Source organism: Mycobacterium sp. IS-3022, from assembly GCF_001500065.1.
Classification (GTDB): Bacteria; Actinomycetota; Actinomycetes; order Mycobacteriales; family Mycobacteriaceae; genus Mycobacterium.
This window is the reverse complement of sequence record NZ_LQIN01000049.1, coordinates 1-13140: the sequence shown is the minus strand read 5'-3', so window position 1 is coordinate 13140 and position 13140 is coordinate 1. Positions and strand designations below refer to the sequence as shown.

Sequence of the window (13140 nt, the reverse complement as noted above, 5' to 3'; positions counted from 1 at the left end):
ACCTCAGGATCGAACGCGGTTGTGTGCGGTCAGCAGCAACCTGTCGTAAACGGAGCGCGGCGGCAACTCCTCCTCGTAGGTCAGCCCGAGGAAGTCCTCGGCGATTTGCTCGGCCAGCAGCCGCAGCTTGGTGTTGGTCTCCTGCGATCGCCACCTGAGCAGTTCGAACGCCGAGTCGGCGGAGATCCGGTAGATCAACATCAGCATGCCCTTGGTCTGCTCGATCGGCCCGCGGGCCTCGGCGATCTCGGTGACCGCCGCGCTGAGGATCTTGTTCTGACGCTCGAGCGTCGATGGGGTGACGTCGACATAGAACCCGTGCGTGCCGACCACCCGGTCGCTCTCGTCGAAAAGCTGGTCGCCGACCACCACGACGTGGTGCACCTCGCCCTGGGTGTCGATGATCCGGTGCCGGGTGGAGAACGCGCCCGATGTGCGGCGGATCTCGTCCAGAGTCGCGGCCACCTGGCGATAGTCCTCGGGATGCTTGTGGGACAGCACGAGCTCGGTCGTCGGTTGGACCGTGCCCGGCTCGTAGCCGTGCATCCGCTCGACTTGCGGCGACCACTCCCAGCGTTCGTCGGCGAAGTAGAACCGGAACCAACCGACGCGATGCGGATCGCCGCCGGCAAGAGCTTGCTCGACAGGTGTCTGGCCGCCGGATTCAACCAGCTCGTCGGTCATGATCGAAGGTTAACGCGGCTTAACGGGCCGGTGTGTCGCAGCAGGTCGAACTTTCGTTTTCCGGACAAGCCTCGCTTCGACGCGCGTCGCGTCGTCCGCGCGATGTCGGGGAACCGCCCTACCATCCATCGCGTGACGCTGAAGGTCTACCTGGCGGCGGCGACGACGGCGGGCCTCGGAGCGTGGCTGCTGGGCGCCACCCCACAGTGGAGTACGGCGCTGGGCCTTCTCGCGCCGCTGCTGCTCGTCGCCGCTCCGCGCTTTCTCGCCGGGGCCCTTTCCGGTGCAATGACACCTGGGCCGCGGGAAGACGTCACCGCGGCGATGTCGGGCGCCGAGTTCGAGGACTACGTCGCACGGGTGGCCCGGTCCTGCGGGGTGCCGGTGATGATGACCGCGATCACCGGCGACTGGGGCGTCGACATCATCGTCGGCAAGCGGCCGAATCGCATTGCCGTTCAATGCAAGCGCCAATCCCGCCCGGTCGGGGCGAGCGCCGTGCAGGAAGTGGTGGCGGGTGCGCCGATGCAGGACTGCACCATGACGATGGTCGTCACGAACCATGAATTCACCGCCGCCGCACGCAAACTCGCGGAGCTGCACGGATGTGAGCTGGTCGGTGGCGCCGAGCTCACCCGGTTGCGGTCGACGATTCGGCGGCTGCTCGAGCCCTCGGTGCCGCCGAAGGTCGGCTGAGCGCGTCGCGACCGGCTCAGAGAATCGGCCTGCCACCGGTCACCGCGATCCGTGCGCCGGTCACGTAGCTCGCTTCGTCGGAGGCCAGCATCACGTAGACCGGAGCCAACTCGACCGGTTGACCGGCACGGCCGAGCGGGGTGTTCTCGCCGAAGTTCTTGACTTTCTCAGGCGGCATGGTCGACGGGATCAACGGCGTCCAGATCGGGCCCGGCGCAACGCTGTTGGCTCGGATGCCCTTCTCCCCCAACATTTCGGCGAGGCTGGCCGAGAAGTTCGCGATCGCCGCCTTGGTGGCCGCGTACGGCGCCAGCTTCGGGTTGGGCATGTCGGAGTTCACCGACGAACTGGCGATCACCGACGCTCCGGTCCCCATGTGTGGCAACGCCGCCTTCACGAGGTAGAAATACGCGCCGACGTTGAGCCGGAACGTGTAATCCCACTCCTCGTCGCTGATCTCCTCGAGCGTGTCGTGGGTCATCTGGTAGGCGGCATTGTTGACGAGCACATCGATGCCGCCGAACTCCTCGACGGCGCGATCCACAACGGCGCGGCAGTGCGCGGGGTCGGAGAGGTCACCCGCTACGAGCACACACTTGCGCCCGGCGTCCTGCACATATGTCTGCACCTCTTTGGCGTCCTCGTCCTCGTTGAGGTAGGCGATCAGCACGTCGGCGCCCTCGCGGGCGTATGCGATCGCGACCGCGCGGCCGATCCCGCTGTCGCCGCCGGTGATTACCGCTCGCTTGCCGGTCAGCCGTCCGGACCCTCGGTAGCTCGTCTCCCCGCAGTCGGGCGCCGGAGTCATCTGGCCCTGCACGCCGGGCGGGGACTGCTGTTGTTCTGGGAAGCTCATCAGGACCTCTCATGGTCGTGGACGTCTGAAGGTTGCCTCCGGATTACCCGGAGGCGATCCGATTACTCGGGTCGATGGCGACGGCTTGAGGGCGCCCGTTGTTTGACATGTGTTCACTAGGATGAGGTGATGGCCGAGCCCCGCCGACGACTCTCGCCCGCCGACCGACGCAACGAGCTGTTGATGCTCGGCGCCGAGGTGTTCGGGCAGCGGCCCTATGACGAGGTCCGCATCGACGAGATCGCCGAACGCGCAGGGGTGTCGCGCGCGCTGATGTATCACTACTTTCCCGACAAGCGCGCGTTCTTCGCCGCGGTGGTGCGCGCCGAGGGTGAGCGACTGTTCGAAGCCACCAACACACCGCCGCGGCCGGGTCATAGCCTGTTCGACCAGTTGCGCGAGGGCGTGCTGGCCTATCTGCGTTACGACGAGGAGTACCCGCACGGCGCGTGGGCGGCGTACGTGGGCATGGGCCGCTCGGACCCGGTGCTACGCGGCATCGAGGACATCGACACCGACCGCCAGGCCGACCGGATCCTGACGCGGATCCACGCCGCGGTCGGCCACGAGCTGGACTCCAAAGTGGAGCGTGACCTGCGAATCACCGTCTACGGCTGGCTGGCGTTCACCTTGGAGATGTGCAGGCAGCGGCTGATCGACCCGTCGATCGATGCCGGCCAGGTCGCCGACGCGTGCGCACACGGCCTGCTCGACGCGATCGGCCGCGTCCCGGGCATCCCGTCTGCACTGTGCGACGCGGTGTCGCCGGACCATCGCTGACCAGTGATTTCGGTGTAGTTAGTTGCGCTCGGCGCAACCGCGGGCACCGAAATCGCCGAAGAGTTGTCGGTGCCGGGGTGCACCATTGATGTCGATGAGCACATCCGCCCTGACCCGGTTCAGCGACCTGACCGGGGAGTGGTTCACCGGCACGTTCGCCGAGCCGACGCCCGCGCAGGCGCAAGCCTGGTCGGCGATCGCCGACGGCGACAACACGCTGGTCATCGCCCCGACGGGGTCGGGCAAGACGCTGGCGGCGTTCCTGTGGGCGCTCGACCAGTTGGCCGCCGAAGCGCGACCCGCCGGAGCAGGCACCAAGGTGCTCTACGTCTCGCCGCTCAAGGCGCTGGCCGTCGACGTCGAGCGCAACCTGCGCACACCGCTGACCGGCATCGGGCGTGTAGCCGAACGGCGCGGTGTCCCGGCGCCGCAGATCAGCGTCGGCGTGCGCTCGGGCGACACCTCACCCGCTCAGCGCCGCGAACTGATCGCCAGGCCGCCCGACATCCTGATCACCACGCCGGAGTCATTGTTTCTGATGTTGACGTCGGCGGCTCGCGACACCCTGACCGAGGTGCAGACGGTCATCGTCGACGAGGTGCACGCCGTCGCGGCCACCAAACGCGGCGCGCATCTAGCGCTGTCGCTGGAACGGCTCGACCAGCTGCTCGACCGGCCCGCGCAGCGCATCGGGCTGTCGGCGACCGTGCGCCCGCCCGAGGAGGTGGCACGGTTCCTGTCGGGGCAGGCCCACACGACGATCGTCGCGCCGCCGGCGGCCAAGACGTTCGACCTGTCGGTGCAGGTGCCGGTGCCCGACATGGCGAACCTCGAGAACAACACCATCTGGCCCGACGTCGAGGAGCGCATCGTCGATCTGATCGAGTCGCACAACTCGTCGATCGTGTTCGCCAACTCGCGACGGCTCGCGGAACGACTGACGTCGCGGCTCAACGAGATCCACGCCGAGCGCACCGGGGCCGTCCTGGAGGCTGGGCCCAACCCGCAAGTCGGAGGCGGGGCGCCGGCCCAGCTGATGGCCAGCGGCGCGTCCTTGGGTGCGCCGACGCTGTTGGCGCGCGCGCACCACGGTTCTGTCAGCAAGGAGCAGCGGGCGATCGTCGAGGACGACCTCAAGAGCGGCAGGCTCAAGGCCGTCGTCGCAACCTCGAGCCTGGAACTGGGCATCGACATGGGGGCCGTCGATCTCGTCATCCAGGTCGAGGCGCCGCCGTCGGGGGCCAGCGGCCTGCAACGCATCGGCCGCGCCGGTCACCAGGTCGGCGAGATCTCGCAGGGCGTGCTGTTCCCCAAGCACCGCACCGACCTGATCGGCTGCGCGGTGACCGTCAAACGCATGCTGTCCGGCGAGATCGAGACCATGCGGGTGCCGGCCAATCCGCTCGACGTGCTGGCGCAGCACACCGTCGCGGCGTGCGCGCTGGAACCCCTCGACGCGGACCGCTGGTTCGACGCGGTGCGGCGCAGCGCCCCGTTCGCGACGTTGCCGCGCAGCGCGTTCGAGGCGACGCTGGATCTGCTCTCGGGCAAGTACCCGTCGACGGAGTTCGCCGAGCTGCGGCCCCGCCTGGTGTACGACCGGGACACGGGCACGCTGACGGCCCGGCCCGGCGCCCAGCGCCTCGCGGTCACCAGTGGCGGCGCGATCCCCGACCGCGGCCTGTTCACCGTGTACCTGGCCACCGACTCCGAAAAGCCCTCCCGCGTAGGTGAACTCGACGAGGAGATGGTCTACGAGTCCCGGCCCGGCGACGTGATCTCACTGGGCGCGACGAGTTGGCGGATCACCGAGATCACCCATGACCGCGTGCTGGTGATCCCGGCGCCGGGACAGCCGGCGCGGCTGCCGTTCTGGCGCGGCGACGGGGTCGGCCGGCCGGCCGAACTCGGCGCGGCGGTCGGTGCCTACACCGGTGAACTCGCCAGCCTCGGCAAGGAAGCGTTCGACGAGCGCTGCCGCGCAATGGGTTTCGACGCGTTCGCCTCGAACAACCTGTGGCAGCTCATCGACGACCAGCGCCGGGCCACCGGGGTCGTGCCATCGGACACCACGTTCGTCGTCGAACGGTTCCGCGACGAACTCGGCGACTGGCGCGTCATCCTGCACTCACCGTACGGCCTGCGGGTGCACGGCCCGCTCGCGTTGGCGGTGTCGCGCCGGCTGCGGGAGCGCTACGGCATCGAGGAGAAGCCCACCGCGTCCGACGACGGCATCATCGTGCGGCTGCCCGACACCGAAGATGCGGCGCCCGGTGCGGACCTGTTCGTGTTCGACGCCGACGAAGTCGAGCCAATCGTCACCGCGGAGGTGGGCGGCTCTGCCCTGTTCGCGTCGCGGTTTCGCGAATGCGCGGCCCGCGCGTTGCTGCTTCCTCGCCGCCATCCCGGCAAGCGTTCGCCGTTGTGGCATCAGCGTCAGCGGGCCGCACAGTTGTTGGACGTCGCACGCAAATACCCCGACTTCCCGATCGTGCTGGAGGCCGTGCGGGAATGCCTGCAGGACGTCTACGACGTGCCCGCCCTGACCGAGCTGATGCACCGGGTCGCGCAGCGCAGGCTGCGCATCGTCGAGGTCGAGACCGCCACGCCGTCCCCGTTCGCCGCGTCGCTGCTGTTCGGCTACGTCGGCGCGTTCATGTACGAGGGCGACAGCCCGCTCGCCGAACGACGGGCCGCCGCGCTGTCGCTGGACAGCGTGCTGCTCGCCGAGCTGCTGGGCCGTGTCGAACTGCGCGAACTGCTCGACCCGCAGGTCATCACGAGCACGACCCGGCAGCTTCAGCACCTCAGCGACGACCGGCGGGCCCGTGACGCCGAAGGCGTCGCCGATCTGTTGCGGCTGTTGGGCCCGCTCACCGAAGCCGAGATCGTCGAGCGCTGCACGACTTCCGAGGTGGGCGGCTGGCTCGACGGTTTGCGGGCGGCCAAGCGCGCGCTGCCGGTCTCCTTCGCCGACCAGACGTGGTGGGTGGCGATCGAGGACATCGGCCTGCTGCGCGACGGGGTGGGGGTCGCCGTGCCGGTGGGGGTGCCGACGGCGTTCACCGAATCGGTCGACGATCCACTCGGCGAGCTGCTCGGGCGCTACGCCCGCACCCGCGGGCCCTTCTCCACTCACGACGCGGCCGCCCGGTTCGGCCTCGGCCTGCGCGTCGCCGCCGACGTGCTGGGCCGAATGGCGATCGACGGCAAGCTGATTCGCGGCGAGTTCGCCGGCGCGGACACCGACAGCGAGCAATGGTGTGACGCCGACGTGCTGAAGATACTGCGGCGCCGTTCGCTTGCCGCGCTGCGCGCACAGATCGAACCGGTCAGCACCGCCGCCTACGGGCGGTTCCTGCCGGCGTGGCAGCTGGTCGGTTCGGCGCACAACGCCGGCGTCGACGGCCTCGCGGCGGTGATCGAACAGCTTGCGGGCGTGCCGATTCCGGCGTCAGCGGCGGAGTCGCTGGTGTTCGGCCAACGGGTCCGCGACTACCAGCCGGCGATGCTCGACGAGCTGCTCGCCTCCGGCGAGGTGACCTGGTCGGGGGCCGGCCAGATCGGCGGCGGTGACGGCTGGATCGCATTCCACCCGGCCGAAACGGCGCCATTGACGTTGGCCGCCCCGACCGAAATCGAGTTCACCGACACCCATCGGGCGATCCTCGACACGCTCGGTGGCGGCGGCGCGTACTTCTTTCGGCAGCTGGCCGAGCATCCGGCCGAAGAGGACAAACGCGCACTGTGGGACCTGGTCTGGGCGGGCTGGGTCACCGGCGACACGTTCGCCCCCGTGCGCGCGATGCTGATGGGCACCCGCGGAGCCACGAGCCGGCGCAGCGCACCCGCGCACCGGCAACGGCAACGGGCGCCGCGGTTGAGCCGATACAGCGTCGCGCACGCCCAGACCCGCAACTCCGATGCGACGGTGGCCGGCCGGTGGTCGGCGCTGCCTGCGGCCGAGCCGGCGTCGACCGTGCGCGCGCACTTCCAGGCCGAGCTGCTGCTCGGCCGCCACGGGGTGCTGACGAAGGGCGCGGTCGGCGCGGAGGGGGTGCCCGGTGGCTTCGCGATGCTCTACAAGGTGTTGACGGCCTTCGAGGATGCCGGCCGTTGTCAGCGTGGCTATTTCGTCGAGTCACTGGGCGGAGCGCAGTTCGCGGTGGCCTCCACCGTCGACCGGTTGCGTACCTACCTCGACGAAGTGGACCGTGACCATCGGGAGTATCACGCGGTGGTGCTCGCAGCGGCCGATCCGGCCAACCCCTACGGGGCCGCACTGCCGTGGCCGTCGAAGCGCTCCGATGACGACATCACGCACCGTCCCGGCCGGAAGGCGGGCGCGCTGGTCGCCCTCGTGGACGGCGAACTGGCGTGGTTTCTGGAGCGCGGCGGACGCTCGCTGCTGAGTTTCACCGATGACACCGACGCGCACAGCGCCGCCGCGGGAGCCCTGGCCGATCTCGTCGGCAGCGGCCGCGTGGGGTCACTACTCGTCGAGAAGGTCAACGGGGTGCCTGTGCTGGAAACCGGCGCCCGCGGTGAGCGCGCCGGCGTGCAGGATGCTCTGCTCGGCGCGGGCTTCGCCCGCACACCGCGAGGCCTGCGATTACGGTGATGAGAGCTTGTGCGAAGAACAGAAGGCGCTGACGCATGCCCGAAGGCGACACCGTCTACCGCACGGCCACCAAGCTGCGCGAGGCCCTGGAGGGTAAGGCGCTGACCCGCTGCGACGTTCGGGTGCCGAAGTTCGCGACGGTCGACCTGACGGGTTGCATCGTCGACGAGGTGCTGAGCCGCGGTAAGCATCTGTTCATCCGTGTCGGTGACGCCAGCATCCATTCGCACCTCAAGATGGACGGCGCCTGGCTGGTCGGTGGTCAGATTCGTCGCGTCCCCGAGCACAAGATCCGGATCCTCCTGCACACCAGCGACTCTCGCGTCGCCGGCATCGACCTCGGTGTGCTGGAGATTCTGCAACGCGATCACGATTTGGAAGCCGTCGCTCATCTCGGGCCCGATCTGCTCGGCGACGACTGGGAACCCCGCATAGCCAGGGCCAACCTCGTCGAGGATCCGGACCGGCCACTGGCCGAGGCGTTGCTGGATCAGCGGGTGATGGCCGGCGTCGGCAACGTCTACGCCAACGAACTGTGCTTCGTCACCGGCTACCTGCCCACCACGGCGGTGATCACGGTCAAGGACCCGCTGCGGATGGTGCAACGGGCACGAGACATGCTGTGGTTGAACAGGTCCCGCGTCAACCGCACCACAACCGGCGACACCCGCAGCGGTCGCGACCTCTGGGTCTACGGCCGTCGCGGTCAGCCGTGTCGGCGGTGCGGCACGCCGATCGAGTCCGACAGCAGCGGTGACCGCGTCTCGTACTGGTGCCCGGTCTGTCAGCATTAGCGCGGCGCATTTCGGCTAGCCGGGCAGCGCCAACCGGACGATCTTGCGCACCACGGTCGCGAACTGCCGCGGCAGCGACCCCTTGTTGTAGGGGATGCCGTAGCGCTCGCAGATGTCCTTGACCTCCGCCGAGATCTCGGCGAGGCGGTGCGCCGGGATGTCGGGGAACAGATGGTGCTCGATCTGGAACGACAGGTTGCCGCTCAGGATGTGAAACAGCCTGCCCCCGGTGAGGTTTGCCGACCCGAGGACCTGTCGGAAATACCACTGCCCGCGCGTCTCGGCCTTGGTCTCCTCGATCGTGAACTCCTGGACGTCATCCGGGAAGTGGCCGCAGAAGATGATCATGTACGACCAGACGTTGCGGATCAGGTTCGCGGTGAGATTGCCCGCGAAGACCCACGGCGCGAACGGCCCGGCCAGCAGCGGGAAGGCAACATAATCCTTGAGCGTCTGGCGTTTGGTCTTGCGCCAGATGCCTTCGAGGATCTCGCGCTTGTCGGCGATCGTGATCTCCCCGGCGCGGATGCGTTCGGTCTCCAGTTCGTGCAGTGCGACGCCGTACTGGAACAACACCATCAGCAGGAAGGCGTAGAGCGGGTTGCCGAGGAAGTACGGCGTCCACTTCTGGTCGCTGCTCATCCGCAGGATGCCGTAGCCGACGTCGCGGTCCATGCCGACGATGTTGGTGTAGGTGTGGTGCATGTAGTTGTGCGAGTGCCGCCACTGGTCGCCGGGGCAGGCGGTGTCCCACTCGAACCCCCTGCTGGAGATTGCCGGGTCACCCATCCAGTCGTACTGGCCGTGCATGACGTTGTGGCCGATCTCCATGTTGTCGAGGATCTTCGACAGGCCCAGCATCGCGGTGCCGGCCAGCCAGAACGGTGGGAACACGCCGCCGAACAGCAGGGCGCGGCCGCCGAGTTCGAAGCCACGCTGCGCCTTGATGATTCGACGGATGTAGGTGGAGTCGCGCTCACCGAGGTCGGCGATGACCCGGTCCTTGAGCGTGTCGAGTTCGCGGCCGAATGCCTCGGCCTGTTCCGGCGTCAGGCTGACGCTCTTGCCTGCGACGGTCTTTTCGATGGTGCGCGGTTGCGCGGTGGTGGTGGTGGTGGTGACTGTCATGTCGTGACTCCTTCTCGATCTCAGAGTGCGATGTCGACGTCGCCGACGGGCGCGGACACGCACAACTGCACGTCCTCCTCGTCGACACTCGACACCGCACCGGTGATCAGGTTCTTGACTGCGCCGCGGGTCTTGCGGCGAGTACAGCTGTGGCAGATGCCCATTCGGCATCCGCTCTCGGGGTTGAGTCCAGCCGCTTCGGCCTGCTCCAGCAGCGGGCGCCCGTCGTCGGCCACTGCGACGCTGCTGTCGGTGAAGGCGACGAGGCCGCCGGACGCCTCGGCCGGCGCCAACGTCGGCGGTACGAAACTCTCCGAGGCGACATTCGGGCAGTGCGCTTGCACCGCCTCGACGAGTTCTGGCGGGCCGCAGACGAACACGACGTCGGGGTCGGTCATGGCGGCGGCGAGATGGGCCGGACCGAACCGGCCGTCGAGATCGGACCCCGCCGTCTCGCGGGTGTAGCCGTGTAGGACCCGCACGTCGCGCATCGCGTCGAGCTCGGCGCGATAGCAGGCCTCCTGGGCCGACCGTGCGTAGTGGACGAAGGCGAGCTCGCCATCGAAGCGCTGGGCGCGCAGCGTCCGCAGCATCGACATGACCGGGGTGATTCCGCTGCCGCCCGACACGAACAGGATGCGACGCGGCCGGGTGGCGGGTGGGCCGCCCGGGAGTGTGAAGTCGCCCCCGACCGAGTCGAGCCCGACAACCATGCCGGGCCGGGCTTGCTGGTTGAGATAAGTCGAGACCAGGCCGCCGTCGTGGCGACCGATGGTCAGCTCGAGGTGGGCGGCGCCCTCGGCGTTGGCCGGCGAGTACGGGCGGGTGCGACGACGGCCGTCGATCTCGACCGTGAGGTTGATGTGTTGACCGGCGCGGTGGCCGGTGAACGCCTGATTCGGCTTGAGGGTCAAGGTGACGCTGCGCGGCGTCTCGCGTCGCACCGCGACCACCTCGGCACGGGCCTGCGCCCGGGTCCAGGTCGGGGCCACGAGCTCGGTGTATCGGTCCACGCCATGCGGCCCGGTGAGCAGGTCGACCAACGGCGACCGAAGCGCCCTGTCCCACAGCCCCCGCGTCAAAGTTTGAGTAAACATATGTACACCCTGCGCGTTCTCTGGCGGATCGGTCAAGGGTTTCGACGCTGGTTGTGGTAACTTTCACATAGTGAACGGTCGTACGCCTAGCTCACGAACGAGCCGGTCGGGTCGATCGGGGAAGTCCCGCTCGCGGGATTCCGCGACGTTGACGCGGGAGGAGCGCAAGGAGGCCACCCGCCGCGCAATTGTCGCTGCGGCGCTCAAGTTGCTCGAGGACCGCAGCTTCTCCGCACTGAGCCTGCGCGAGGTCACCCGTGAGGCGGGCATCGTGCCCGCGGCGTTCTACCGGCACTTCGAGTCGATGGAAGCCCTCGGGCTCGTCCTCATCGACGAGTCGTTCCGCAGCCTCAGGGAGATGCTGCGCGGGGCACGCGCGGGCAAACTCGATCCCAAGCGCGTCATCGAGTCCAGCGTGGACATCCTCATCGACGGCGTGAACCAGCGGCGCGAGCACTGGCGGTTCATCGGCCGGGAACGCAACAGCGGAGTCACCGTCCTGCGATACGCGATCCGCACCGAGATCCGGCTGATCACCTCGGAGTTGGCGATCGACCTGGCGCGCTTTCCCGGGCTGAACACCTGGAGCAGTGAGGACCTCAACATCCTGGCCAGCCTGTTCGTCAACGCGATGATCGTGATCGCCGAGGCCATCGAGGACGCCCACGACCAGGCCGCGCTCGACGAGATCAAACGGGTGGCGGTCAAACAACTGCGAATGATTGCGGTCGGCGTCGCCGGCTGGCGCAGCAGCGTCTGATGCCGGCCACGCTTTAGCGTGTGTGCATGCCGAATCTGGAACTGACCTACCCCCGGCCCGACATCGCCGTCCTGACGTTGAATCGGCCCGAGAAGCTCAACGCGCTGTCCTACGACCTCGTTGAGGACCTGCACGCGACACTCGAGCGGATCGGCGCGGACAACGACTGCCGGGTCGTCGTCCTCACCGGGGCCGGGCGCGGTTTCTGCTCCGGCCTGGACCTGACCGACCCGAACCCCGACAAGGCCGGCGAAGGAACGGAGTTTCCCCGCTCGGGTATGCGGTGGCAGGAGCGCATCGCCGATCTGACCGCGCGGATCCACCGGCTGCGCCAACCCGTGATCGCCGCGGTCAACGGCGTGGCGTACGGGGGCGGGATGGGGATCGCGCTGGCCTGCGACATCCGCATCGCCGCCGAATCCGCCCGGTTCTGCACGCAGTTCATCAAGCTCGGCCTGGGTGGCTGCGACATCGGGGTCAGCTACACGCTTCCGCGGATCATCGGTGCCGGCCCGGCGTTCGACCTCATCCTGACCGCGCGGGCGGTCGACGCGCCCGAAGCGTTGCGGCTCGGCCTGGTGTCGCGGGTGTCTTCCGAGGGATCGGTCGTCGACGACGCCCTCGCCATCGCCGAAACACTGTGCGGATACGGCAAGTTCGGAGTGGAGTCGACCAAGCAGGTGCTGCGGGCGAACCTCGAGGCGTCGAGCCTGGAAGCGGCACTGCACCTGGAGAACCGCAGCCAGATCCTGTCTTCGACCAGCGGGGAGATGCGCGAAGCTAGCGAGGCGTTCCGCCGCCGTCCACGATGACGACCGTGCCGGTGATGTAGCTGCCCGCGTCGGAGGCCAACAGCAGTGCGGTGCCGACCATCTCGTCCGGCGAGGCCAGCCGCTTCAGGAAGGTGCTGCGGGCCATCCCGTCGATCACCTCCTGCGGGTTGTTGCGCATCATGTCGGTGTCGACGGGCCCGGGCGCTATCGCGTTCACCCGGATACCCGAGGACGCGAACTCCGCGGCCATCGACCGGGTGAACGACATCAGCGCTGCCTTGTTGGAGGAGTAAATCGAGGTCATTGCCGAGAAGTTGAACGCGCCGACCGAAACCATGTTGATCACAGAGGCTTTGGCGCTGGCCTTGAGATAGGGCAACGCCGCCTGCACGAGGAACACCGGACCGCGCAGGTTGACCTCGTGGGACTTCGCCAACGCCTCGGCGGTCATCTCGCCGAGTGGTTGCGCCAGCGCATTTGCGGCGTTGTTGACCACGACGTCGATGCCGCCGAACTCGTCGACGGTCCGCGCCACCAGCGCCTCGAGGGCGTCGAGGTCGCCGAGGTGGGTCGGCACACCGATGGCCTGGCCGCCGAGGCCGCGTAGATGCTGCGCGGCCTGCTCGCAGGCGTCGGGCTTTCGGCTGGCGACCACGACGCGGGCGCCCGCCAGCGCGAACCCCTCGGCGAGTGCGAGACCGATTCCCCTGGTGCCGCCCGTGACGATCACGGCGCGGTCGGTCATGTCGAAGAGACGCTCGAACGAAGTGCGGTCCACGGCCGTCAGTCAATCAGAGCGTCGATGCGACCCCGCCGTCAGATGCAACCGCTGACGCTGATCCGCCGCCCGACGTTCGCGCATACATTGACGTTGGGCGCCGGCGGGACATACACCGGCGGGGGCGGCGGTGGAGGTGGCGGCGGCGCACCGGGCGGCGGCGCCAGGTCCTC

11 protein-coding genes and 1 pseudogene are annotated in these 13140 nt (G+C 68.4%); 6 read left to right on the top strand and 6 right to left on the bottom strand.

What is annotated here, in order from left to right:
- Positions 1–3: 3 nt before the first annotated feature.
- A complete protein-coding gene (locus tag AU188_RS21595) occupies positions 4–684 on the bottom strand; it encodes a PAS and ANTAR domain-containing protein (protein ID WP_059165534.1) in 681 nt (226 codons plus the stop codon).
- A gap of 102 nt (positions 685–786) precedes the next feature.
- On the opposite strand from AU188_RS21595, the gene AU188_RS21590 reads away from it, so the two are divergent.
- Positions 787–1380 (top strand): restriction endonuclease, encoded by a 594-nt coding sequence (locus tag AU188_RS21590; RefSeq protein ID WP_059165533.1) that lies wholly within the window; start codon positions 787–789, stop codon positions 1378–1380.
- Between the two features lie 16 nt (positions 1381–1396).
- Here AU188_RS21590 and AU188_RS21585 read toward each other — a convergent pair whose 3' ends face one another.
- A complete protein-coding gene (locus tag AU188_RS21585; protein ID WP_059165532.1) occupies positions 1397–2236 on the bottom strand; it encodes a glucose 1-dehydrogenase in 840 nt (279 codons plus the stop codon).
- Positions 2237–2365: 129 nt separating this feature from the next.
- Between AU188_RS21585 and AU188_RS21580 the strand changes: the two genes are divergently transcribed.
- The 3 genes from AU188_RS21580 (at position 2366) to nei2 (ending at position 8431) form a co-directional block, all read left to right on the top strand.
- Positions 2366–3016 (top strand): TetR/AcrR family transcriptional regulator, encoded by a 651-nt coding sequence (locus AU188_RS21580; RefSeq protein WP_059165531.1) that lies wholly within the window; start codon positions 2366–2368, stop codon positions 3014–3016.
- A gap of 94 nt (positions 3017–3110) precedes the next feature.
- Entirely contained in the window at positions 3111–7637 is a 4527-nt protein-coding gene (locus AU188_RS21575) for an ATP-dependent helicase (protein ID WP_502687632.1), read from the top strand.
- Between the two features lie 35 nt (positions 7638–7672).
- Positions 7673–8431, top strand: a complete 759-nt coding sequence (gene nei2, locus AU188_RS21570; protein ID WP_059165529.1) for an endonuclease VIII Nei2 — start codon at positions 7673–7675, stop codon at positions 8429–8431.
- Between the two features lie 15 nt (positions 8432–8446).
- Here nei2 and AU188_RS21565 read toward each other — a convergent pair whose 3' ends face one another.
- A complete protein-coding gene (locus AU188_RS21565) occupies positions 8447–9559 on the bottom strand; it encodes a fatty acid desaturase family protein (protein WP_059165528.1) in 1113 nt (370 codons plus the stop codon).
- 20 nt (positions 9560–9579) lie between these two features.
- A complete protein-coding gene (locus AU188_RS21560) occupies positions 9580–10656 on the bottom strand; it encodes a ferredoxin reductase (protein ID WP_059165527.1) in 1077 nt (358 codons plus the stop codon).
- A 70-nt stretch (positions 10657–10726) separates the two neighbouring features.
- On the opposite strand from AU188_RS21560, the gene AU188_RS21555 reads away from it, so the two are divergent.
- Together AU188_RS21555 and AU188_RS21550 are read left to right on the top strand one after the other, a co-directional pair.
- Positions 10727–11416, top strand: coding sequence for a TetR family transcriptional regulator (locus AU188_RS21555; protein WP_059165526.1), 690 nt, complete (start codon positions 10727–10729; stop codon positions 11414–11416).
- A gap of 26 nt (positions 11417–11442) precedes the next feature.
- Positions 11443–12228, top strand: a complete 786-nt coding sequence (locus AU188_RS21550) for an enoyl-CoA hydratase/isomerase family protein (RefSeq protein WP_059165525.1) — start codon at positions 11443–11445, stop codon at positions 12226–12228.
- Here the strand turns inward: AU188_RS21550 and AU188_RS21545 are convergent.
- Positions 12197–12967, bottom strand: coding sequence for an SDR family NAD(P)-dependent oxidoreductase (locus AU188_RS21545; RefSeq protein ID WP_059165524.1), 771 nt, complete (start codon positions 12965–12967; stop codon positions 12197–12199). The two genes, AU188_RS21550 and AU188_RS21545, sit on opposite strands and share 32 nt — an antisense overlap.
- Before the next feature lie 38 nt (positions 12968–13005).
- A pseudogene (locus AU188_RS26085) lies at positions 13006–13140 on the bottom strand (RNA-binding protein); the annotation flags it as partial.